This window comes from Alteribacter keqinensis, from assembly GCF_003710255.1.
GTDB classification, from domain to species: Bacteria; Bacillota; Bacilli; order Bacillales; family Salisediminibacteriaceae; genus Alteribacter; species Alteribacter keqinensis.
In genome coordinates, this window is the sequence record NZ_RHIB01000001.1 from 2,062,875 (window position 1) to 2,087,011 (window position 24,137).

A 24,137-nucleotide genomic window follows, 5' to 3' on the forward strand; every position below is an offset into this window, starting at 1 on the left:
GTTGGTGTATTTGAGCAGGGAGGATGTGCGTTAAGTAACGGTTGAAGCAGGGGGCATGTGTTGTTGATTGAGTTTGGATGATTGTTCATCGACTTCACTAATTGTTCTAAGGTAGTGCTGTTCCATCACCTTAGACTGTTTATTCATCGACTTTCCCTGTTGTTCATGGACTTCATTTTTTCTTTCATCGACTTTGCTCTTCTATTCATCGACTTTGCCCCTATCAAGTCACAAAAGCTGACTCTGAAAAGATTACCAACATAGTTCGTTTAACCATCGACTCCGGAGCCTTCAGGTTTTCTCAATAAATCGTCTTGTCCCTAACTTACGCCTCAAAGCGTTCATACACAACTAAGCCCCCTCCGGATTCACCGGAGGGGGCTTAAAGTCAATTGTTTATGCACTTTCTCTTGGCTTTTCCTGTTCTTCAACGACCTTACCGTCTTTTGTTTCAAGACGGGGACGGGCATGATCTCGAACAGTTTCAGCTGTAACAACACATTTGGCAATGTCGTCACGGGAAGGCAGTTCGTACATCACATCAAGCATCATGCCTTCAATAATGGAACGTAGTCCACGGGCACCTGTTTTACGCTCGATTGCCTGTTTCGCCACTTCCACGAGAGCATCGTCTTCAAACTCAAGCTCAACATCGTCGAGTTCCAAAAGCTTCTGGTACTGTTTAACGAGAGCATTTTTAGGCTTGGTCAGGATTTCAATCAAGGCATCCTCATCTAATGGACGAAGGCTTGAGATAACTGGCAGACGACCGATGAACTCCGGAATTAATCCGTAGCGCAGTAAGTCTTCCGGAAGGATTTTAGCCAGGTATTGACCTTCTTTCAAGTCTTCCTGTGAAGCATCGGAACCAAATCCGATGACTTTTTTACCAAGACGGCGCTTGATGATCTGTTCGATACCGTCGAAGGCACCGCCACAGATGAACAGCACGTTGGTTGTATCGATTTGGATAAATTCCTGATGAGGGTGCTTACGTCCGCCTTGTGGTGGCACGCTTGCTGTTGTTCCTTCAAGAATTTTCAGTAATGCCTGTTGAACACCCTCACCTGATACGTCACGGGTGATGGATGGGTTCTCGGATTTACGGGCTACTTTATCGATCTCATCAATATAGATAATGCCGCGTTCCGCTTTTTCAACATCGTAATCGGCAGACTGGATCAGCTTGAGAAGGATGTTCTCAACGTCTTCACCAACGTAACCTGCTTCTGTTAACGATGTAGCATCGGCAATGGCGAATGGTACGTTAAGAATACGGGCCAGTGTCTGTGCAAGAAGGGTTTTACCGCTTCCTGTCGGTCCGATTAAACAGATGTTACTTTTTGCCAGCTCTACTTCATCATTTTTCTGCGTGGAGTTAACACGCTTGTAGTGATTGTAAACGGCTACAGAAAGTGATTTCTTTGCCTGGTCCTGTCCGATTACATAATCATTAAGGATTTCACGAATTTCCTGTGGTTTTGGAATATCTTCCATTTCCACTTCTTCCTCGCTGCCCAGTTCCTCTTCAACAATCTCGGTACATAATTCGATACATTCATCACATATATACACACCAGGACCGGCTACGAGTTTGCGGACTTGGTCTTGTGTTTTACCACAGAAAGAGCACTTAAGCTGACCTTTTTCTTCATTAAATTTAAACATTCCGCTTCACCCCTTGTCTTTTTTTCGAGGACGTACATGTTTTATTGAGACGGAGAAAATCCGGTTTAGACGTTACTAACAATTTTGTATGTTCTCATTGTACGTACACACACCTGTTTTTAATCACAGGAAAGCAAATCAGTATAAAAATGGTTCGTAATACTAGCTGAATTTGTGCTCCTATTGTAACACATTCACTGTATATTTCAGAAACAGAACGCATTTTTGAGAGAATTCATTGCTTTATTGTGAATGTTTTTCAAGCATAAATCAGTGGATTTTTCCTGTCAAATATAATGAACCCTATGTACTGCACTCATATGTATCCTTTTCCACATTCGGGCAGATTTAACCTCTTAATTGATATAAAAGAAATTCTACAAATCCCCACTATTCTCGCATGGGCTAACTGTTTTATGTATGTATAGAGCAAGGTACGAGTCCTTTCGTACCTTGCTCTTTATGGTCAGGCTATATAATTTACGCCTCTTTTGTTTTGCTTTCTTCTACCAGAAGATCGATCGCTTTACGAATTTTAAGGTCGGCTTTAAGTGTGTCAAGACCGCCTTGCATCTGAAGGATCTGCTTAAGCTCATCTTTTGAGCGCTGGTATGTTTCAGCCATTTTATCAAGCTCAGCTTCTACGTCTTCATCAGAAGCTTCAACGTTTTCTGCTTCAGCAATAGCTTCTAGCGTCAGGTTCATGCGTACGCGCTTTTCAGCGTCGTCCATAAACTGAGCTTTCATGCCTTCTTCGTCTGTACCAGAGAACTGGTAGTACATGTCAAGAGTCATACCCTGCCCCTGCAGACGCTGTCCGAATTCTTGAAGCATACGGTCTGTTTCAGTTTCGACCATCGCTTTAGGAACATCGATCTCAGCATTTTCAGTTGCCCGCTCTACAAGGGAGTCTTTTTTCTTTAGGTCCGCTTCCTGTTCACGGCTCTTCTGAAGGTTTTCCTTCAGCTTGCCTTTTAGATCCTCAAGAGAGTCAACCTCTTCATCAACATCTTTAGCGAACTCATCGTCCAGCTCTGGAAGCTCTTTACGCTTGATATCGTGAAGTGTCACTTTGAATACAGCAGGTTTACCTGCAAGCTCTTCAGAGTGGTAGTCTTCAGGGAATTCTACGTTAACTTCTTTTTCTTCGCCTGTTTTTGTACCTGTAAGCTGGTCTTCGAATCCTGGGATAAACTGACCGGAACCAATTTCAAGTGAATAGTTCTCAGCTTTTCCGCCTTCGAAAGCTTCACCGTCAACGAATCCTTCGAAGTCCATGACAACTGTGTCGCCTTCTTGAACTTCACCGTCTTCGATGGCAACAAGATCAGCATTTTTCTCTTGAAGCTGCTTAATTTCGCTGTCAACATCTTCGTCAGTAACTTCAGCAGACTCTTCTTCTACTTCAAGTCCTTTGTAGTCGCCAAGTTTAACTTCTGGCTTCACTGTAACAGTTGCTTTGAAAACAAGGTTTTCGCCTTTTTCCATGTTTTCGATGTCAATTTCAGGACGGTCAACCGGCTCGATTCCTGTTTCTTCCACAGCTTCACCGTAAGCTTGCGGTAGAAGGATATCAAGAGCATCCTGGTAAAGTGCTTCAACGCCGAAACGCTGTTCAAACATAGAACGAGGTACCTTTCCTTTACGGAATCCAGGTACGTTTACTTTCTTTACTACTTTTTTGAACGCTTCATCTAAGGCAGTGTTTACACGTTCTTTATCAACTTCAATTGTAAGAACGCCGGAATTGCCTTCTAATTTTTCGAATTTTGCAGTCATATATGTTCCCTCCAACATCTTTGAAAATACTAATTTCTACTGTTCTCGCGATTTGCAACCATTTTATTATAACACACGTGTTTCTCATTTCAATCATAATCATTCTTAAAAGTAAACCATTATGTAATCGGATCTGTTGACTGAAACAAGTGGGTTTCTATGGACCTGATATGCTTGATGGCGGCCTTTACCGGTCTTTCGGATGTTTTATAAAGAACGATGATGTCGTCAATTTCCATATTTTTATCATCGTCCTCCATCAGCAGAGAAAGGCCGAGGTAGTGAAGAGCGGCTGCCCAGACTTTTGTCTCATACGGATCGGGTGACTTTGGATAAATGGCAAACAGATAGTGCCACCACACCTGCATAACCATTTCGACGACAGTCGGGTTGTCCTGCCCGAGGTGATCTTCCAGCACCCTCACCACTTCATTTCCGAATCGCTCGTGAAACACATCTTCCAATTCATTCATTTGTACGGTGTATGTATCGCCAAACTTATGTACAACAAACTTACCTTCTATGTTCATATCCTTCATCATCTGCATGACATAGCTTTTTAAAACAGGGTCGTTTTCCTTATCTTCCAAAAACGCCCGGTACGCCTCAACTACTTTTGCCGTGTTGACCTGGCTCAGCTTTTTTAAAGCCCCCCACTGCTGGTTCGGATCCCCTCTTTCAAGTGTCTTAATCCATTCATCCGGGGAACTGAACTGATCCACAGGTTCTTCATCTTCATGAATGCCTGTTTGATGATGGTTCGTCATCTGCCTGGAGAATTCGAGCAGCTGATAAAATGACTCTGCCATTTTCGGCGGCAGTTTGTCCTCAGCCATAACAGACTCAAGCATTGTGACGACTTCTTCGTATTTTCCCAGCTGAACAAGAAGGGATACGTATACCTGCAGCACTTCATAGTACTGTCCGATACCTTCTTTTAACATGGATTCACAATAGGTTTTCGCTTCGTCAAGCCGGTTGAGCTCGATATTTGTTATCACCAGACCATATCGGGCCTGGCTGTGTGTAGGTTCAAGCTCGGCTGACTGCTGAAAGTAGCGGAGAGCATCATAATGCTTCTTCTCTTTCAGTGCCTCCATCCCCTTATCCACAAGGCGCGCTACCAAGCCGGGGAACATTATGACATTATCTTCTTGTCCCTGCCCCTTTTTCTGTTTTCCCATTCTCCGTGCCACCTTTACCATCTGCAAAGTTATTACCTTTCAGTTTATCAATTTAAATTGTGAAAAACAAATATTAATAAGAAAACCTTTTCCTTCCTCATACAGAATACAGAGTTACTTCATTTTTTTCAGTAATGAACGAAAATAAAGGTTTCCACTTCGAATTTTCTGTAAATACATATTTATAACAATCTCTTTTTGAAAGGGTGATCGCGTTGATGGAATTATTTCTGTTGTTTTTGGTTGCTTTGATCACTTTATACGTAACGTCCCATAGTAAATCCGAACACCGTCCAAGGTTAACAACAGTCAAATCAGAGCGTTTCCGTCTGCAGTCCCCGTTGGAACAGCAGCTTTATGACGCTCTTACACTAAAAGGTTTTTATGTCAGTTGTCATATACAGTGTGGAAGCACGAAGGTTCCTCTGGCACTGGAGCCATACCGTATTGCCGTCCTCCCTCCCTGCCTCTCCCGGATCAAACAAGCGTTCCTGACCCAGTACATTAGAAGCTTCGGCTGGAAAGTGGTTGCCCTTCGCACAGAAAATATTGAGGAAGCCATTGAGCACGTTATTTCCGGTGTGAGCGGCAAAAAACAGGAATCAACTGCCGTGGAACAGAAGCCGTCTTAATCAGCCATAACAAGTCTCGTTCAACCGGCTTTAAGCCTGAGTATAAGGTCTCTACCTGTAGCAGAAGATAACCATGACATCTGCAGTAAAGGAGTGAACACCATGACCCAATCACAACACGAACCATTTGAAGAGTACAACCCGGCACCATTAACAGAAGAGATGCTTGAAGAGATCCGCAGCCTGGAAAGTAAACTCCGGGAGCAGGCTTCTGATGACGTTATCCTGATCGCCTATACGCACAAGTAACTCAAAAACCCACGGGAAAATCCCGTGGGTTTTTGTCTATGTATCATTTTGATTGCTCTAATGGCGTCCCAGGAGAGATTCGAACTCCCGACCGACGGCTTAGAAGGCCGTTGCTCTATCCAGCTGAGCTACTGGGACAATGGAGCGGGTGATGAGAATCGAACTCACATCATCAGCTTGGAAGGCTGAGGTTTTACCACTAAACTACACCCGCATCGCTACATTAAGTTTATCGCTTTTTTTCTTGCGACAAGTATTAATATAGCTGAAATGTGAAAGAAAGTCAACAAACTTTTTTCACTTCATTATGATCTTTTAAGAGTTCTGCTTAATTCTTCAACTTCCCGACCTTCAAAAGTGAAAAAGGTAACTGTCGCTTCCTTCTCATCGATTTCAAGAATTACATAGGTTCCTGCGTTTACTTCCCCCCGCGGAAGGCGGATACTCCCAGGGTTAACAAACAGCATCCCGTCTTCAACAAAGGCTTCGGGGACGTGTGAGTGTCCGAAACAGACAACATCGGCTTCTGTTTCCTGCCCTTTGTATTTCAACTGAAGAGAAGACATCTTCACATTAAGGAGATGACCGTGTGCTGAAAACACACGAATACCCTTCGCCTCGTCTACTCGTTCTTCGGGGAATTTTCCTGTAAAGTCACAATTCCCCCTGACTGTATGAACACCTTCAAGTTCCGGTGCTTCTGTTTCCAATTCCGAGTCTCCACAGTGAATGACCATATCCACCTCACTCCGGTGACGGTCAATAACCTCTTTAAGTTCGCTGCGCCAGCCGTGGCTGTCGCTGATAATCATCGCTTTCATCACTGGCCTCCTATTCTTTCTGTGAAGGCACTGAAAAAGTTCGGTCTTTAACTTTTCCCGGTGCCTTTTAAGCAATGAGCGTAACGGTTGCATTTTTAAAAGCCTGTTATAAGTGGGTTTCTCGTGCGCGCAACCGAATGGAGCCATTGCAACTCAAATAAGAGGCACTGAAAAAGTTGTTATGTACTTTTTCAGTGGCCTCTTTCTGTCTCTAGTTGAACAGTGTGTCCCAGTCAGCTTCGAGCTTTTTCATGGCATTTGCTCTGTGGCTGATCTGATTCTTTTCTTCACGGCTGAGTTCGGCCATCATTTTCCCCAGTTCCGGTACATAAAACAAAGGGTCATAACCGAAGCCGTGTTCTCCTCTTTTTTCAAAAGCGATGCGCCCTTCACATGTTCCCCTTACAACGTGACACCGGTTTCCAGGCAGGTAAACAGCGAGAGCACACACGAAGCGTGCCGTCCTGTTTTCTTCTTGCACCCCTTCAAGCTCTCTCAAAAGCTTCTCGTTATTTGCTTCATCGCTCTTTTCACTTCCCGCATACCGGGCAGAGTAAACACCGGGAGCTCCGTTAAGAGCATCTACCTCAAGACCACTGTCATCAGCAATGACGGGAATTCCATTGGCTTTTCCGATCGCTTCTGCTTTTTTGACGGCATTGTCTTCAAATGTTTCGCCATCTTCAATCACATCATCAGGCTCTTCCATATCAAGAAGGGACTTAACTTGAATATTTTTTTCAGCAAAAAAGGCTTCAAACTCCCTGACCTTACCTTGATTTTTAGTGGCAATAAGAACTGTTTTCACGCTCATTCACTCTTTTCTTCCTGCGGCTCGGGAGTTTGGAGTTTTTCCGCTGTTTCACCTAACGTTTCTTTTTGAATCTGGAATAACTCTGTGATTCCTTTTTCTGCAAGGTCCAGCATTTCATTTAACTGACTGCGGGAAAATGTTGCTTCCTCCCCGGTGCCCTGAAGTTCAACAAACTCTCCGCTTCCGGTCATAATCACATTCATATCAACATCGGCTTTTGAATCTTCAGCATAGTTAAGATCGAGAATGGCTCCTTCTTCCGTATCAACACCAACAGAAATAGCCGCCAGGTAGTCCGTAACGGGGAATGTTTTAAACATTTTTTCGTCCATCCCTTTTTGAAAAGCAAGGCACATAGCCACAAAGGCACCTGTTACAGAAGCCGTTCTGGTACCACCATCAGCCTGAATCACATCACAATCAATCCATACTGTACGCTCCCCCATCGCTTCAAGGTCTACCGTGGATCTTAAAGCCCGTCCGATCAGACGCTGAATTTCCATCGTTCTTCCTGTCAGCTTTCCTTTTGCTGCCTCACGGATGTTTCTTGATTCGGTGGCACGTGGAAGCATGGAATACTCAGCTGTCACCCAGCCCTTCCCCTGATTTCTCATAAAAGGAGGCACACGGTCTTCTATCGTTGCTGAGCAAATGACTTTCGTATCACCAAATGAAATCAACACAGACCCTTCCGGATGCTTGATGTAACCTGCTTCTAGCTGTACATTACGTAACTGGTCATTTTCCCTGCCGTCTATACGCATACAATCACTCCTGAAATCTATATTGTCTTTATGTATTATTCTCTAATCAAGTAAAAGAGGTGGCTGCATTCAGCCACCCCCTTATGATAATCGTTTCTTATACCAAATTCAAATGACAGTCTATTTAATATTTACCTGTATTTACAGTCCCTGGACGTGTTACAGGCTCTGTCAGTGCAGCACCCGAGCTGACCATGAGTTCATCATTGTCATTAACTTCAATGGAGACCTGTTCCACTTCCTCCTGTTCAGTCAGGGAGAGTACCAGCATATTTACAACATGCTCTGAAACAGCCGTGCCTTCAAGCTGTGTGAGTACTCCTTCATTAAAGTTCAATGTTACCGTTCCATTTCTGAATTTTGGTTCCTCCACAAGGGCAACTTCATTTCTGAAATCAGTCAAAAGGGACGTAAGCATATCGGGTCCTTTTAACAGCTCGTCGACTACAGCAGTGTACGTATCTGCATTTGCCGGAACCCGTCGTGTGACCGGTACATAGTACGTCTGATCTTCATGCTGTGACAGGAAGTAAACCGTAACAGCCTTCGTGTTTGAAAGATCACTTACAGCACCTGTTTCAAGGTTGATTCCGTGAATACGGCTGTAGCCTTCTGCAATCGGGGTGCCATTCTGAGGCATCACCTGCTGCTCTTCACCGGCAATTTTAATTTGAACCCGGTCCACATTTTCAAATTGTGTAACGGTCCATGTGACTGCCTGTAAAATTCTTAATTCATCTTCGGGACGGTAATCTGTAAAGTCCGGTGAAAAATCAATGACAGCAGTTCCATCCCCCGTAACTTCAGCTTCCAGTACTTCTGTTCCTGCAGGGAGTACTGCCTGAAAACCGTTTGGCAGAAGTTCAGTGACCGGTCCGTCTTTTACCAGGTAGGAAAGGGATTGTTCAAGGTCTTGGTTTGAATCAGGGAGGGCAAACGTCTGCGGCGTTACCATACCATTTCTGTCCATTAAGTACAGCTCGCGCATTGCAGTTTCTTCCATCATACCGCCGCCTTTTTCCCCCATTTCCTCATCTTCTTCATGCATATCATCTTCATGCATATCATCATCTTCCATCATGCCGCCTTTTTCATCGTACTCGTCTTCTTCCATTCCTTCTTCCATATCCATTTCTTCATTTACTTCTACGGTATTCTCTTCTAATGCTTCAAGCATTCCTTCTAATCCCAATTCATCTTCATCGTCCACATATTGTGGCGGATCCACTTCTTCAAACGTTTCTTGAGCCTCATCCTCAGCACCACATGCAGTTACAACGGCTGCAGCCAGTATCAGCATCCACCAAGGTTTCTTTATTAGACGAAGCATACTTTCCCCTCCTCAGGCAGTTTGTACTACCATATATACGAGCCTCGCACCTTTTTATACCAACTTGTTTAACCGTAACCCCCGGGGTCTGTCCCCATAGCCGTCAAGTTAAGGGATTTAAGAATTTGAAGCAGTAGAAGTCAGGATGCAGCCGGAATGTCCTTCGCTTTCCCTGGAGATGCCGGTGACTCCTCAGTCTTCGCGAGGCAATTGAAAAGTCCATTTTAATAAAAAACTTAGAAAAGCTAGGGTCCATTCTCAGATCCAAAGTCATATTGATTAACATGAAGTGGCTTACAGGTAACTTCAGACGGGTATTTTCCCTATACAACAGTTTTTTGTGAAGTTATGGGAGTGGAAGGAACTTTCAAATATCACTGTGAAGGGAGAAGAACGTCTATGACAATGCTGTTTTTAGGTGTAACATTTAAAATGAAGCAATGGCATTTCTCCAGCTCTATAGTCCATTCCGAAAAGCATTTATAAAAGAATTGAAAAAATCCCCAGGCCGTAAAGTACCGGCCTGGGGATTTTTGTATCTGACATTTTATTATATGCTTCTAGTCGGGCTCAGTGTAATGTGGTGAACGTCATCCACAGTGATACTCAGCCACTGGTTTGCAATAGCTTTAAATGTTTCTCCCGATCCTGTGGAATAAAACTGGTGAGCAGGCAGCCTGTCACCGGTATAGAGCAGATCTTTGTGATAAAGAAGTGCGCTTACTTCACGGGCGGTTTCATCGCCTGAACAGATAACCTGGATGTCCTCCCCAACCACCTTTGCAATAACCTCCTCCAAAAGAGGATAGTGCGTGCATCCGAGAATCAGACTGTCAATGCCTGTTTCGATAATCGGTTCGAGAGTTTCAGTAACAACACGCTCCGCTTCCTCACCGCTGATCACACCCTTTTCCACGAGAGGGACAAAGCGGGGACATGGCAGGCTTTCCACCTTCACTTTATTGTTAATGCTCATCAGGGCTTTTTCATAAGCTCCGCTCAAGATGGTGCCAACGGTTCCTACGACACCAACGTGATCGTTTTCAGTTACCTTCAGAGCCGCAATAGCACCAGGGTGAATGACACCGATCACAGGAATGGAAAGCCTTTTCTTTGCTTCCTCCAATACAACAGCTGTAGCGGTGTTGCAGCCGATCACAAGAAGCTTCACATCGTTTTGAAGCAGGTAGTCAATCATTTCCCAAGTATACTGACGCACTTCTTCAACCGGTCGCGGCCCATACGGACAGCGGGCGGTGTCTCCGATATATATAATCTCTTCCTTTGGAAGCTGACGGAGCATCTCTGACACCACCGTCAAACCGCCTACTCCGGAATCAATTACTCCAATTGGTTTATTCAACGTACTTTGTCCTTCTTTCTCTGTCCAAATTAATTCGAAGGCTCTGTTAAACTCACTTGTTGATTTACGCTCATTGCGCTCCCTTTCCGCGGGCGGTTCGGGAGCCTCCTCAGCGCTTTGCGCTTCCGGGGTCTCCCCGGAACCCGCTTTTCCCGCAGGAGTGTCGCGCATTCGCTCAAATCAACATTTTTATAAACAACAAAAATGGTCTCTAACAAAGCCAATCCGAAAAGAAATCTTATTAAACCTGTTTCCGTAAATACATTTTACTGTTAATGAGGAAGCTGGGATAGAAGTGTTTAAGTCAAAGAGAATCCGAACGAATCATATGCGGCGCAAATAAACCGCTCCTGAATTATACTTCGCTTTCCGCGGGAAGCTGGTAAGCCTCCTCGCGCTCCGCCCTGCGGGGTCTCTCCTTTGCTTTTCATCCCGCAGGAGTCTGCGTATATTTCATCCTCTATGTCCTCGCACTCTTCGGATCTTCAGCTAAAAACTTTTTTATGTCCCATCCTCGTCAAAATGATTTCCACGTTTTCGCATCTTTTTTCATTTCATCCAAAAGGTAGTTTAGGCTCCGGTCCAGGAAATCTACATTTTCCGGTGAAAAATCATCTAATATTCCTTGCAGGTAACCCTGCCTGCGGTTGATTACTTCCTTAATGATTGTTGCCCCTTTATCCAGAAGGTGAATCCTTACAACGCGCCGATCGTTTGTATCCTTCACCCGTTCAACAAGCTCATTTTTTTCCATTCGGTCAACAAGGTCCGTCGTTGTGCTGCACGCCAGATACATTTTAGATGATAGCTCTCCGATAGTCATATCACCATATTCATGCAGCCACTGAAGTGCAACAAATTGCGGAGGGGTTATTGGAAATTCATTAAGAATCTCCCTCCCTTTTTGTTTAACAATGTCTGCGATCATTCGTAGTGATTTTTCAATATCAGCAACCTGCTGTTTTTTAATTGTTTGTTTTGGCATTATTTTCCCCTCCCATTGACCTATTCGAAGGCCATCCCTGTATTATGTACACTTTCTGTTCAAACTCATACACTTGTATTACTCCTATTTTCTTAGTTTTTCTCCCTCTTTTCAAGTGTTTCTCTTGAAAAGTAAAGGAAAGTTTTATTCATCAAGTAAAATGCTGACATCCTATAAATAGTAAAAAGCCTCTGCAACAAGGGTTGCAGAGGCTTTCTTTATTGTTTAAATAGCTTTGTCCTGAAGAAAAGTTTCTTCTACGAACGCTTTTACATCTTCCGCAGTTTCCATTGCAAGTGCTTTCTCAGCAACTTCTTCTGCTTCTTTTTTCGTCAGTTTAGAAATCTGGCTTCGCGCCGGCAGAACGGACGTTGCACTCATGCTGAACTCATCAAGTCCGAGTCCGAGAAGAAGTGGAATAGCCACTTCATCCCCTGCCATTTCTCCGCACATACCAGCCCATTTCCCTTCTTTATGAGCAGCATCAATAACCATTTTCACAAGACGGAGGATCGCCGGGTTGTATGGCTGATACAAGTAGGATACTTGTTCGTTCATACGGTCAGCAGCCATTGTATACTGAATCAGGTCATTCGTCCCAATGCTGAAGAAGTCTACTTCTTTAGCAAATGTATCAGCCATAACAGCTGTAGATGGGATCTCAACCATAATTCCTACTTCAATGTCATCGCTCACGTCAGTTCCCGCTTCCTGGAGCTTTTCTTTCTCTTCAGTCAGAATCGCTTTAGCCTGACGGAACTCGTCAAGAGTAGCAATCATCGGGAACATGATTTTCAGGTTGCCGAATGCACTTGCACGAAGAAGTGCGCGAAGCTGCGTGCGGAACATATCGTCTTTTTCAAGACAGAGACGGATCGCACGGAACCCGAGGAACGGATTCATTTCTTTTGGCAGGTCAAGGTATGGAAGCTCCTTGTCCCCGCCGATGTCGAGAGTACGGATAACAACAGGTTTGCCGTCCATATCTTCAACGACTTTTTTGTAAGCTTCGTACTGCTCTTCTTCTGTAGGCAGTTCGTCACGGCCCATGTACAGGAATTCAGTACGGTAAAGACCAATGCCTTCAGCGCCGTTGTTGATAACACCTTCAAGGTCATTCGGCGTTCCAATATTGGCAGCAAGCTCAACGTGATGACCATCTTTTGATTCCGTCGGGTCATTCACAAGTTTGGCCCATTCTTTTTTCTTTTCAGCGAAATCTTCCTGCTTTTTTTTGTACTCAGACACTTCATCATCTGACGGATCAACAATAACGGTACCATCGATTCCGTCCACAATAACCATTGTGTCAAAGTCTGCAGAAGAAGTGATTTCTTTTGTACCGACAACTGCAGGAATTTCCATGGAGCGTGCCATGATAGCAGAGTGGGATGTACGACCGCCGATATCTGTTGCGAAACCTTTTACAAACTCACCGTTAAGCTGAGCTGTATCGGAAGGAGTCAGGTCGTCAGCGATGACAACGACTTCTTCATCAATTTCAGCAAGAGAAACGAGCTTTTTACCGAGGACGTGGGCAAGTACACGCTTGGATACGTCACGGATATCGGCAGCACGCTCTTTCATGTATTCATTGTCCATGTTTTCAAACATGGAAACGAACATGTCAGATACTTCTTTCACTGCGTAGCCTGCATTACTCTTTTCATCTTTCACCTTGCCGCGAATGGCATCAACAAATTCCGGGTCCGATAAAACGAGAAGATGAGCGGAGAAAATCTCCGCATGCTCCTCCCCAAGTTCATTTAATGTTTTTTCTTTAATCTTTTCAAGTTCTCCCTTGGCTTTAGCCAGAGCGTTGTCGAACTTTTCTTCTTCTGCTGAAACATCATTAACCGTTGTTTTTTCAACGGAAAGGTCCGGTGTTTCAAGAAGGAAAGCCTTGGCGATGGCGATGCCGGAAGAAGCTCCGATTCCTGTTAATGTTTTAGACATTACTCAGCGAGTCCTTCTTTCATAACACCTTCAAGACCAGCAAGTGCTTCGTCTGCGTCCGGACCTTCTGCTTTGATTGTCACTTCAGCACCCTGGCCTACACCAAGACTCATAACACCCATAATGGACTTAAGGTTAACGGATTTCCCGTTGTGCTCAAGAGTAACTTCAGACTCATACTGACCTGCTTTGTTTACGAGCTGAGTTGCCGGACGTGCGTGGATACCTGTTTCTGCTGTGATTTTGAAATTCTTTTCTGCCATGAGAAAAACACTCCTTTAAGTATTATTTTGTGATTTTTATAATGTCTGTATCCCCAAAGGAAACAGAGCCTTGCTTTTGAAGCTTGACTGCTTCACCTTCATGCAGGTTTGTGAGTACGATCGGCGTAATCAAAGATGGTACTTTCTCTTTAATTTTGTCCAAATCAACCTTTAATAAATCCTGGCCTTGCTTTACCCGGTCACCCTCCTGAACAAATGCTTCAAATCCGTGTCCTTTCAGGTTCACCGTATCAATTCCAAAGTGTATCAGAATTTCATGTCCGCTGTCAGCTTCAATGCCTATCGCATGTTTCGTAGGGAAGACATTCACTACTTTACCATTAACGGGAGATTTGACAAGACCATTTTTCGGATTAATTGCAAAACCGTCACCCATCATACGACCCGCGAAAACCTGATCAGGTACTTCAGTGATTTCAAGGATCTCACCTTCAATAGGCGTTGTTATGGAAAGAGGTTGATGTCCGGCTTCTTTTTTCTGCGAGTTCCCGGGAACGACTTTTGTTTCATCTGTTTCCTGTTCACCTGGGTCTTCCTGTACTTCTTTTCCATCGATAATATCTTTAATCTGACCTTTCAGCGTATCGGACTTTGTACCGAAGATCGCTTGTATATTATTACCCACTTCCATAACACCTGAAGCTCCTAATTTCTTAAGCTCTCCCTTATTCACATCACCTTTATTTTTAACCGTGACACGAAGTCTGGTAATACAGGCATCAAGTGCGGAAATGTTCTGTTTACCGCCGAGAGCGGAAAGAACATCTTTCGCCAATCCTTTTGATGGTTTTGACTTGCCTCCGCCTTCTTTTTCATCTTCACTGTCATCTTCACGACCTGGTGTCTGAAGGTTAAATTTGCGGATTGCAAAGCGGAAACCGAAGTAGTAAAGTACTGCGAATACTAATCCGACCGGAATAATCATCCACGCATTTGTTGATAGATTCCAGTAAAGCACATAATCGATAAACCCGCCGGAGAACGTAAACCCGGCTTTAACATTAAGCAGGTCCATTGCAACGAAGGACAACCCTGCAAAGATACAGTGAATCAAAAACAATACCGGTGCTACGAAAAGGAATGCAAATTCAATCGGTTCAGTAATACCGGTAAGAAAGCTTGTAAGAGCGGCAGATCCCATGATACCGGCAACGGCTTTCTTTTTAGCCGGGCTCGCCTCATGGTAAATCGCCAGTGCTGCAGCCGGAAGTCCGAAAAGCATGAATGGGAACAAACCTGCCATAAATGTACCGGCAGTCTCATCTCCTGCAAAGTAACGGGTCATGTCCCCACGAACCGTTTCTCCTGCTGCGTTCGTGTACGTACCAAACTCAAACCAGAATGGCTGGTAAAAAATATGGTGAAGACCAAATGGAATGAGCGCACGCTGACCAAAACCAAAGATAAATGCAGCTACGGTTGAGCCTGTTTCAGTTGCAAGTACACTTAAGAAGTCAATTCCCTGCTGAATCGGCGGCCATATAAATACGAATGCCACACCGAGCACAACACTCACTGCTGCCGTGATAATCGGTACAAATCGCTTTCCTGCAAAGAATCCAAGAAACTGCGGAAGCTGTATATTATAGAATTTCTTATACAAATACGAGGCCACAAGACCAATAATAATACCGCCAAATACTCCCATCCCAAGGGTTTCAATACCAAGAACAGCCTCTGTTTCGACCCCCTGGTATTCTGCCATGATTCCAAGTGTCTGGTTCATGATCAAGTAACCGATAACAGCTGCGAGACCTGCTACTCCGTCACCATCAGAAAGTCCAATGGCAACACCAATAGCAAAGATTAATGCCAGGTTTGCAAAAATGATGCCCCCTGCTTCAGTCATAATAGGAATATTAAATACATTTTCGTGACCAAGACCCAGTAATAAACCGGCCGCCGGCAGTACTGAAACCGGTAACATTAATGACCGGCCGATACGTTGAAGCAATCCAAACAAATTACTCACTGTCGTACTCCTCCTTTTTGTAATGGTTTCCAAAACAGCCGGTAAACGCTGTCATTCAGCAGAAAAAAAGTTTTTCACAAAACAAAAAAAGACATGAGCAAAAGCTATATACGAATCCCTTGAAACAGAGCAGGTAAATCTACCATTATAAAGATAGACTGACCCTCAAAAGGACTCATATACACCTGTTTACTCATGCCTGATCGTATCAGTAACACGTAACGTGTGTATGGTTATTGTTTTGTAAGCCGCTGCAGATGAATCGTAATGTAAACGATTTCCGCTTCGGGTATAGGTTTTCGAATGGTCTGCTGAATGATTTTTACCAACTTCCATGAAAGATTGTAGCATACGGGATATTCTTTTTTCAAGACCTCTGCCAATTTTTCATGAACTTCTACTAAATCATTGTCAATCACCCGGTCGATAACACGCCTGAGATGGCTGACAAGTCTCGCATAATCAATGCTTTCCTTATCAACGGTTACTTCAAGCTGACTCTCAATCACTTCAACGAGCTTTTTGATCAGCTGTGAATGATGATTAATTTCCTGTAAGCTGCGGTTTGATACAGCACTGTGGATGTGCAGAGTGACAAAACCGACTTCACTTTTCGGCAGATTTACCCCTAGTTTTTTATTTAAATCATCCACCACTTCTTCTGCGATCTTAAACTCCTGGGGGTAAAGAAGCGCAGTATCGTGAAGAAACGGATTTTTAATATCAAAACCCTGCTCTACTCTTTTTATGGCGAAAGCGATGTGGTCAGTCAGTGCAATGTGGATATGTTCATGAACTGGCAGATCGAGCTTTTCCTGAATATGACGGATCGCATCGTTTATAGCCTGGACCACCTGGCTGTCAACATTGTGCAGAAGTTGTTTATATAGCTCCTGCTCCTTCTCATCAACGAGTTTGAATACCTTTTCATATTGCTCGTCAGAAAGAGGATCACCTTTCTTTTTAGAAAAGCCAATGCCATTTCCAATCATAATCAGCTCATGGTTATTCTCATCGCTTACAATAACCACATTGTTGTTCAGAGTTTTTTTGATTGTGTATGTAAGCTTCATAATTACATTACCTTTCTATGATTCACTGTCTTTCATCATAATGTCACAATCCGTCTCAGTCAATGAAAAAGCTTTCATTTCTAAACCATCCGCTGATCTGCTTCTGTTTTATTTTAAAGCTCCCCTGAAAGAAATTCAAATTCAGTTTCATTGAAAGGAATACACTCCCTTTCCGTGGAGGCGCGCTGAGCCTCCTCATGGGTTTGCCGAGGCCACTGAAAAAGTACATTTACTTGAAAATAGGATCAGAAAAGTCAGGTGTTGATCTACGCTCATTGCACTTTCCGCGGGTGGTTCGGGAGCCTCCTCAGCGCTGTGCGAAAGCAGCCTATTTTAAACGAGGAACATGTTGATTAACCTGCATGCCCTTCATCAACTATCTTTAACCTAATCCTGAAATCAGTATACTATTTTTTCCGGACAAGTGTTTGTGTTCTGGTAATGCTAAGAGGGTGCCTCATAAGGCAGTAACCGGCCTTAACAAACACCCTCTCAGTACTATATTTTCAGTTCCCCTAGACGGATCAGTTCTATGACTGCTTGCGAGCGCCCCTTTACCCCAAGCTTCTGCATTGTGTTGGATATATGATTTCGTACGGTCTTTTCACTGATGAACAATTCTGATGCGATTTCTTTAGTTGTCTTATCTTGGACCAGTAGCTCGAATACTTCTCTCTCACGTTTGGTTAATAGCGGTTTTGGCCGGAAATCGTGCTCTTTCAATCATTTCACCCTTTCTTGCGTGGGCTGCTTTTTCGTCGGCTGGTGGAATAGTATTTAGTCATGTTATCTTATGTCAATCGCAGGTTGCTTGTGACTTCTGATTAACATGAGTTATACACAATTTCCTCGTGTAATGTATCAGTTTTATTGCAAGGAATTTCATTATACAGAGGCTGATAGTGCAACATTTCAAAATACAGTGCCCGATACGCTTAAATTTCCATTAACCGGATCTAAAAGATTAAGGTAACCTATAGTATGCAAAACGCCATGCTCCCGTCACGGAAGCATAGCGCTTTTCCTGTGTTTATTTTTTCCGGCTCGCTTCAAGAAGAGAGCGTGCTGAATCGGTCCATGGCAGTGCCTTCCCTGTCTTTCGTGAAACCTGCACCATCCGGCCGCGGCCGATCATGCAGATGGCATTTTGCTCATTGGTTACTTTGTAATGAAGATCTACAGAAGAGTTACCAATCTCCGCTGCTTTCAAGCTTACAGTCAGTTTTTCATCAAAGAATACTTGCCGTACGTAATCACAGTGAAGGTCCGCTGTCACGGGAATACCTTCTCCACCTTTTGAGAACCACTCTTCCCCAAGTCCGATGTCCTTAAAAAAGTTAATTCTCCCTTGCTCAAAATAGACAAAAGCGACGGTATTATTCAAATGTCCAAATGCATCCGTTTCGGAAAATCGAACCGTCACAGGATATCCATATTCAAAACTCTCCGACCATTGCTCCATCTCTTCAATATAATCCGGTTTCGCCACATCAGCCACCTCTTCCTGCAAATTGTGCGGGGACAGACCCCAAAACTTTTATGAGTGAATGTTCATTCATTACCCTGTTAAACAGAAAGGGCCAGCTTTTGGGTGGCCCTTTCTCTATTTTCTTTTAGAAGTTATTGTCGCTTCCGAAGAAGTTCTTAAATGATTGCAATGTTGTATCGCGGTTAAGAGCTGCGATGGAAGTTGTAAGAGGAATTCCTTTCGGACATGCCTGCACACAGTTTTGCGAGTTACCACAGTTGGACAGTCCGCCTTCTCCGTCCATCAATGTGTTCAGGCGCTCCGCTTTATGCATGGCACCAGTCGGGTGGGCGTTGAACAGGCGAACCTGTGACAATGCTGCCGGCCCGATAAACTCAGACTTGTCATTCACATTTGGACACGCTTCAAGACAAACACCGCATGTCATACATTTTGAAAGCTCGTACGCCCACTGGCGCTTTGCTTCCGGCATACGGGGTCCCGGACCTAAATCGTATGTTCCATCAATTGGAACCCAAGCTTTTACCCGCTTAAGGGAGTCAAACATGCGGCTGCGGTCAACGACAAGGTCGCGAACAACCGGGAATGTCTTCATCGGCTCCAGGCGAATCGGCTGCTCGAGCTGATCCACAAGTGCGGTACAGGACTGTCTTGGCTTTCCGTTGATAACCATGGAACATGCACCGCACACTTCTTCAAGACAGCTTGCTTCCCAGGAAACCGCTGTTGTCTCTTCCCCGTTTGCATTGACAGGGTTACGGCGGATTTCCATAAGGGCTGAAATCACGTTCATATTTTCACGGTAAGGAAGCTTGAACTCTTCTTTATAAGAACCGCCTTCACCATCTTTTTGACGCGTGATAATCAAATGGATCATTTTTTCACTCATGACTTCACACTCCCTTGCTTTTTAGACGTGTAATCACGTTTACGTGGCTTAATCAGGGACACGTCTACTTCTTCATATTCAAACTCAGGGGCACCAGCAGCCGCGTTAAACTTCGCTTTTGTTGTTTTCAACCACTCATCATCGTTACGGTCAGGGAACTCAGGCTTGTAATGAGCCCCACGGCTCTCGTTACGGTTATAAGCTCCTTGTGTAATCACACGGGAGAGATTCAGCATGCCGTCAAGCTGACGGACAAAGGCTGCACTCTGGTTGCTCCATTTTGCTGTATCGTCGATGTTGATTTTCTTATAACGTTCCATAAGCTCCTGAATCTTCTCATCCGTTTCCAGAAGACGCTTGTTTTCACGAACAACCGTTACGTTATCCGTCATCCACTGACCGAGCTCCTGGTGAAGCTTAAATGCGTTTTCAGTTCCATTCATGCCAAGGATGTTTTCAAACTCTTCCTGATCTTTTTTCAGCTGACCGTCAAATACGCTGGAGCTGATATCATCGGAAGACTGCTCAAGACCGTTGATATACTCAGCTGCTTTTGGTCCCGCAACCATCCCGCCGTAAATAGCAGACAGAAGTGAGTTTGCTCCAAGTCGGTTCGCACCGTGCTGGGAATAGTCACATTCACCGGCTGCAAACAGACCAGGAATGTTTGTCATTTGATCGTAATCGATCCAAAGACCACCCATGGAATAGTGAACCGCAGGGAATATCTTCATTGGAACTTTACGTGGATCATCACCCATGAACTTCTCGTAAATTTCCATGATTCCGCCAAGCTTAATATCAAGCTCTTTCGGATCTTTGTGGGAAAGGTCAAGATAAACCATGTTCTCACCGTTAACGCCAAGTTTTTGGTCTACACATACAGAGAAAATCTCACGTGTAGCAATGTCACGTGGCACGAGGTTTCCGTATGCAGGATATTTCTCCTCCAGGAAGTACCAAGGCTCACCGTCTTTGTACGTCCAAACACGTCCGCCTTCACCACGGGCAGATTCACTCATAAGACGCAGCTTGTCGTCTCCAGGAATCGCTGTCGGGTGAATTTGAATGAACTCACCGTTTGCGTAGTAAGCACCCTGCTTGTAAACCGCAGCGGCTGCGTAACCAGTGTTGATCATGGAGTTTGTTGATTTCCCGAAAATAATACCAGGTCCGCCTGTTGCTAAAATGACAGCATCGGCTTTAAAGGACTGCATTTCGGAAGTTGCAAGATTCTGAGCGGTTACCCCGCGGCAGCGTCCGTCACTTTCATCTACGATGGCGCTCAGAAATTCCCATCCTTCGTATTTTGTGACAAGACCTGCTACTTCATGGCGGCGTACCTGCTCATCCAATGCATATAACAGCTGCTGACCGGTTGTAGCACCGGCAAAAGCAGTACGGTGGTGCTGTGTTCCACCAAAGCGTCGAAGAGCAAGAAGCCCTTCCGGAGTACGGTTAAACATAACGCCCATTCGGTCCATCAGGTGGATGACGCCTGGTGCAGCATCACACATCGCTTTTACAGGCGGCTGGTTCGCAAGGAAGTCCCCGCCGTATACAGAGTCATCAAAGTGCTCCCACGTGGAGTCCCCTTCACCCATTGTATTTAATGCCCCGTTAATGCCCCCCTGTGCACAAACAGAGTGAGAACGTTTAACAGGTACTACTGAAAATAAATCTACTTTCATGCCGGCTTCAGCAGCTTTGATTGTAGCCATCAGGCCCGCCAAGCCACCACCGACAACGATGATTTTACCTTTGCTCATACAAAACACTCCTTCTCATAGTGCGTGTCCAAAATGGAGTCGTCTGAGCCTGCGGAGATCGGAGATCCGATAACATCCACACGCCGTAACCTGTCACTTTGAACAAGTATTTGCTATACGAATGCCAGGATGGATCGAATGCCAACGTATGTTAATAGTACGAATACGCCAAGAGTAACGTATGTGGAAATCTGCTGTGAACGAGGTGAAACGGTAATTCCCCACGTAATTGCAAACGACCATAGTCCGTTAGCAAAGTGGAACGTTGTTGCTGTAATACCAATGATGTAGGCAATCAATGCTACCGGGTTGGCTACAATATCTGCCATCATGTCAAAGTTAACTTCCTGCCCGAGTGCAGCAGCAATTCGAGTCTCCCAAACGTGCCAGGCTACGAAGATCAAAGTAATGACCCCTGTCGTACGCTGAAGACGGAACATCCAGTTACGGAAGTAGCTGTATGTACCGGTATTGTGTCTTGCCTGAAAGGCAATGTAAAGTCCGTAAATGGCATGGAATAAGATTGGAAGAAAAATAACAAAGATCTCCATTGCATAGCGCATTGGAAGCCCTTCCATAAAAGCTACTGCCTGGTTGTACGACTCTTCTCCCCGAACGGAGAAATAGTTTACCCCCAGGTGGACCAGTAAAAATATTCCAACAGGAATAACTCCTAATAAAGAATGCAGTTTGCGTAAGAAAAACTCTCGATTTTGTGACATCAGTTCTTTCCCCCTGTAAGTTTAATTGTTCAAAACAGGATCTACTACCCCAAAGCTGACCAACTAACGCCTCCTTCTTCCGTCTATACTTCCGACATTTTCTGCTAAAATGCAATGAAAATGCCATAACTATGAACATCTTGTGACAAAGTTATTGTACTCCCTTTTTTGACTCAACGTCAAGAAAGCGGATACAGACCTCATTTTAACAGAAAAGCGTTCAGAGGAACACAATCTTACTAATTTTCTGATATAAAAATTTGTGGAATTCCCGCCAACGTTTGATTTCAATAGCAAAAAAGCACGTTCTCAAAAAGAGAACATGCTTGATTACAATTTCGTGACACAAGATTAGTACTTTTCTGATATAGCTTTTAAATTATCCGATAATGATTCGCTCTGTCGGATACTTGAAATGTGTCTTTTGTTCCTGTCGACGGATGGAGAACAGGAAGGCAACTAATCCGACACGTCCGATAAACATGAGAATCATAAGCGTATTCTGGCTTGCCTGGGATAATTCCGATGTGATTCCCATGGACAAGCCGCACGTTCCGAAGGCTGAACTCACCTCAAAGATAATCGCCATGAGCTGCACTTCCTGCATGTCTTCAAAATGGGCGAGAAGAACAATGGACGAAAACAGTCCGACAACAAAAACAGAAAGGACGATGAATGCTTTCTGCCGGTCTTCGGGGTGGATTTCACGGCCGAATGCCTTAACATCCCTGCGCCCCATGGCAAAACTGCGGATCGTCAAAAACATAACCGCAAGTGTTGTCGTCCTGATTCCCCCGCCCACACTGGACGGACTGGCGCCGATGATCATCAGACCGGACAGGAGAAGAAGGCTGGCTAACCCCAACTCGGATATATCCATCGTTGCCAGCCCCCCGCTTCTTGCCGTTGTTGAATTAAACAGGGAGAAAAAGAACTGCTGATGCCAGGCAAGGCCATCATAAAACTCATTTCTCTCCAGAATCCAAAGCCCGAGAAATCCGATCACCAGTACAATGAAGTACGTAGACACAGAAATCTTCGTAAAGAGACTGAACCGAAAGTTATTGTCTTTACTCGTCAAGTATTCCTTCATTTCCATGAGTACAGGGAAACCGATCGCACCGAGAATGATCAGGAGTATATTAACAAGCTGGACAAAATAGTCATCCACAAACGGGATAAGAGACTGACCAGTTACATCAAAGCCTGCGTTTGTAAATGCCGAAAGTGCTCCAAAAGCACCCTGGTAATAAGCTTCAAGGGCTGTGTCGAAATAATTCAAATAATATGTACCTAAAATCAGTGTGCCAATAATTTCAATAGCAATGGCTACACCCAGAATCCCTCTCATCAATTTAACGAGTCCGCTGAAGGCAATTTGATTGTGGTCCACCATGATAAGCATGCGCTGGGATAACTGAATTTTTCGTCCGAAGATCATCCATACGAATGTTCCAATTGTCATGACACCGATCCCGCCAAGTTGTATCGCAAGTGCGAGGAACAGTATGCCCCACCCACTGTAGGTTTCGGAAACATTCACAACTGTCAGCCCTGTTACACTGACAGCACTTACGGATGTGAAAAGTGCTTCAGAATAGCTGACTGAAACACCCTGCTGTGATGAGATGGGTAAAAACAACAGGATGCTGAACACAAACATCGCTACAACGTATGAGGTTAATATAATTCTAAAAGGTGTTAATAATTTTGATAAACCGAGCTTCATTACATTGAACCTCCACTTTTAGTCGGGACTTAGTATACCACTATCTGGATGATCCCGCTATGGAATTTCATCATTCTGCGAGGTAAAAAAATCCGTGTAACCATTCGAAATTCTTATCCTGTTTTACCGGGACTATGATAAGATAAAAAGACAACATGCCTGTAACGAGGAGCAATGGTACTGGAGGAAGTCTACAACTATGGCTAGTAACGAAACAAAAGAACACATTAAGCAAGAAGAAAAAGAGCAGAGCCCGTTAACCACCGATCCGCAGTTCAGCTATGATCTTTTGCGTCATGCTTTACTGCCTGAGCTGCTTGGCAAAGAAGAAGAAGCTATTCTTTACTGGGCAGGCAAGTCGATTGCAAGGAAAGAGCCGCTCTCTTCCTTTGAGGAGATTCAGCGCTTCTTTTACAAAGCACAGTGGGGTGTCATAAAACGGATCAAGGAAAAGAAGCACGAAGCCTTATTTGAGCTTTCTGCTACGAGCCTTACCCGTGAACACGCACCCGTATCATTAGAATGCGGCTTTCTTGCCGAACAAATACAGCTTCAAAAAGGATTCATCACCGAGGCTGCCTATGAATTGAAAAAGAAAAAGCCCCTCGTTTTTGAAATCACTGTACGATGGGACCATAAAGATCCAGAACGAACCGATTCATAAA

At 44.3% G+C, this 24,137-nt stretch carries 22 protein-coding genes and 2 tRNA genes; 3 read left to right on the top strand and 21 right to left on the bottom strand.

Annotated features, from left to right (window positions below):
• Window positions 1-396 precede the first annotated feature (396 nt).
• The 3 genes from clpX to EBO34_RS10070 form a co-directional block, all read right to left on the bottom strand.
• The gene (gene clpX, locus EBO34_RS10060) at window positions 397-1,668 is read right to left on the bottom strand and encodes an ATP-dependent protease ATP-binding subunit ClpX (protein ID WP_122897843.1); all 1,272 of its coding nucleotides are present in this window, start codon (window positions 1,666-1,668) and stop codon (window positions 397-399) included.
• Window positions 1,669-2,148: 480 nt separating this feature from the next.
• Entirely contained in the window at window positions 2,149-3,447 is a 1,299-nt protein-coding gene (tig, locus tag EBO34_RS10065; protein ID WP_122897845.1) for a trigger factor, read from the bottom strand.
• A 119-nt stretch (window positions 3,448-3,566) separates the two neighbouring features.
• On the bottom strand, window positions 3,567-4,631 hold the full coding sequence (locus EBO34_RS10070) for a tetratricopeptide repeat protein (RefSeq protein WP_183163803.1): 1,065 nt from the start codon (window positions 4,629-4,631) through the stop codon (window positions 3,567-3,569).
• A gap of 218 nt (window positions 4,632-4,849) precedes the next feature.
• Here EBO34_RS10070 and EBO34_RS10075 point away from each other — a divergent pair, with 218 nt between their 5' ends.
• Complete coding sequence (locus EBO34_RS10075; RefSeq protein WP_122897849.1) at window positions 4,850-5,263, top strand: hypothetical protein; 414 nt, start codon at window positions 4,850-4,852, stop codon at window positions 5,261-5,263.
• 102 nt (window positions 5,264-5,365) lie between these two features.
• Complete coding sequence (locus EBO34_RS20690; RefSeq protein WP_183163804.1) at window positions 5,366-5,512, top strand: hypothetical protein; 147 nt, start codon at window positions 5,366-5,368, stop codon at window positions 5,510-5,512.
• Between the two features lie 61 nt (window positions 5,513-5,573).
• Here EBO34_RS20690 and EBO34_RS10080 read toward each other — a convergent pair.
• From EBO34_RS10080 to EBO34_RS10165, 18 genes are all read right to left on the bottom strand, one after another.
• A tRNA-Arg gene (locus EBO34_RS10080) sits at window positions 5,574-5,650 on the bottom strand.
• A 2-nt stretch (window positions 5,651-5,652) separates the two neighbouring features.
• Window positions 5,653-5,726 (bottom strand) — tRNA-Gly (locus EBO34_RS10085).
• A 91-nt stretch (window positions 5,727-5,817) separates the two neighbouring features.
• Window positions 5,818-6,333, bottom strand: coding sequence for a metallophosphoesterase family protein (locus EBO34_RS10090; protein WP_122897851.1), 516 nt, complete (start codon window positions 6,331-6,333; stop codon window positions 5,818-5,820).
• Window positions 6,334-6,544: 211 nt separating this feature from the next.
• Window positions 6,545-7,141, bottom strand: a complete 597-nt coding sequence (locus EBO34_RS10095) for an XTP/dITP diphosphatase (protein ID WP_122898677.1) — start codon at window positions 7,139-7,141, stop codon at window positions 6,545-6,547.
• A gap of 2 nt (window positions 7,142-7,143) precedes the next feature.
• Window positions 7,144-7,911: a ribonuclease PH gene (rph, locus tag EBO34_RS10100; protein WP_122897853.1), complete on the bottom strand. Its 768-nt coding sequence runs from the start codon at window positions 7,909-7,911 to the stop codon at window positions 7,144-7,146.
• 124 nt (window positions 7,912-8,035) lie between these two features.
• Complete coding sequence (locus EBO34_RS10105) at window positions 8,036-9,241, bottom strand: GerMN domain-containing protein (RefSeq protein WP_122897855.1); 1,206 nt, start codon at window positions 9,239-9,241, stop codon at window positions 8,036-8,038.
• Window positions 9,242-9,791: 550 nt separating this feature from the next.
• Window positions 9,792-10,604 carry a glutamate racemase gene (gene racE / locus EBO34_RS10110; protein ID WP_122898679.1) on the bottom strand — a complete coding sequence of 271 codons (813 nt, stop codon included), beginning with the start codon at window positions 10,602-10,604 and terminating at the stop codon, window positions 9,792-9,794.
• Window positions 10,605-11,121: 517 nt separating this feature from the next.
• Complete coding sequence (locus EBO34_RS10115; protein WP_122897857.1) at window positions 11,122-11,589, bottom strand: MarR family winged helix-turn-helix transcriptional regulator; 468 nt, start codon at window positions 11,587-11,589, stop codon at window positions 11,122-11,124.
• A gap of 225 nt (window positions 11,590-11,814) precedes the next feature.
• Window positions 11,815-13,545, bottom strand: coding sequence for a phosphoenolpyruvate--protein phosphotransferase (gene ptsP, locus EBO34_RS10120; RefSeq protein WP_122897859.1), 1,731 nt, complete (start codon window positions 13,543-13,545; stop codon window positions 11,815-11,817).
• Window positions 13,545-13,808, bottom strand: coding sequence for a phosphocarrier protein HPr (locus EBO34_RS10125; RefSeq protein ID WP_026690576.1), 264 nt, complete (start codon window positions 13,806-13,808; stop codon window positions 13,545-13,547). Before EBO34_RS10125 ends, ptsP begins: the two co-directional genes overlap by 1 nt.
• A 22-nt stretch (window positions 13,809-13,830) precedes the next feature.
• The gene (gene ptsG, locus EBO34_RS10130; RefSeq protein ID WP_122897861.1) at window positions 13,831-15,801 is read right to left on the bottom strand and encodes a glucose-specific PTS transporter subunit IIBC; all 1,971 of its coding nucleotides are present in this window, start codon (window positions 15,799-15,801) and stop codon (window positions 13,831-13,833) included.
• A 233-nt stretch (window positions 15,802-16,034) separates the two neighbouring features.
• Window positions 16,035-16,874: a glucose PTS transporter transcription antiterminator GlcT gene (gene glcT, locus EBO34_RS10135; protein WP_122897863.1), complete on the bottom strand. Its 840-nt coding sequence runs from the start codon at window positions 16,872-16,874 to the stop codon at window positions 16,035-16,037.
• Between the two features lie 498 nt (window positions 16,875-17,372).
• Window positions 17,373-17,597 carry a helix-turn-helix domain-containing protein gene (locus EBO34_RS10140; RefSeq protein ID WP_110519602.1) on the bottom strand — a complete coding sequence of 75 codons (225 nt, stop codon included), beginning with the start codon at window positions 17,595-17,597 and terminating at the stop codon, window positions 17,373-17,375.
• Between the two features lie 307 nt (window positions 17,598-17,904).
• The gene (locus EBO34_RS10145) at window positions 17,905-18,363 is read right to left on the bottom strand and encodes an acyl-CoA thioesterase (RefSeq protein WP_122897865.1); all 459 of its coding nucleotides are present in this window, start codon (window positions 18,361-18,363) and stop codon (window positions 17,905-17,907) included.
• A 124-nt stretch (window positions 18,364-18,487) separates the two neighbouring features.
• A complete protein-coding gene (gene sdhB / locus EBO34_RS10150; RefSeq protein WP_122897867.1) occupies window positions 18,488-19,252 on the bottom strand; it encodes a succinate dehydrogenase iron-sulfur subunit in 765 nt (254 codons plus the stop codon).
• Window positions 19,249-21,021, bottom strand: coding sequence for a succinate dehydrogenase flavoprotein subunit (sdhA, locus tag EBO34_RS10155; RefSeq protein WP_122897870.1), 1,773 nt, complete (start codon window positions 21,019-21,021; stop codon window positions 19,249-19,251). Before sdhA ends, sdhB begins: the two co-directional genes overlap by 4 nt.
• Before the next feature lie 113 nt (window positions 21,022-21,134).
• A complete protein-coding gene (locus EBO34_RS10160; protein WP_122897872.1) occupies window positions 21,135-21,743 on the bottom strand; it encodes a succinate dehydrogenase cytochrome b558 subunit in 609 nt (202 codons plus the stop codon).
• Window positions 21,744-22,122: 379 nt separating this feature from the next.
• Window positions 22,123-23,472 carry a TrkH family potassium uptake protein gene (locus tag EBO34_RS10165; RefSeq protein ID WP_122897874.1) on the bottom strand — a complete coding sequence of 450 codons (1,350 nt, stop codon included), beginning with the start codon at window positions 23,470-23,472 and terminating at the stop codon, window positions 22,123-22,125.
• Window positions 23,473-23,671: 199 nt separating this feature from the next.
• Between EBO34_RS10165 and EBO34_RS10170 the strand changes: the two genes are divergently transcribed.
• Window positions 23,672-24,136, top strand: a complete 465-nt coding sequence (locus EBO34_RS10170; RefSeq protein WP_122897876.1) for a YslB family protein — start codon at window positions 23,672-23,674, stop codon at window positions 24,134-24,136.
• Window position 24,137 lies beyond the last annotated feature (1 nt).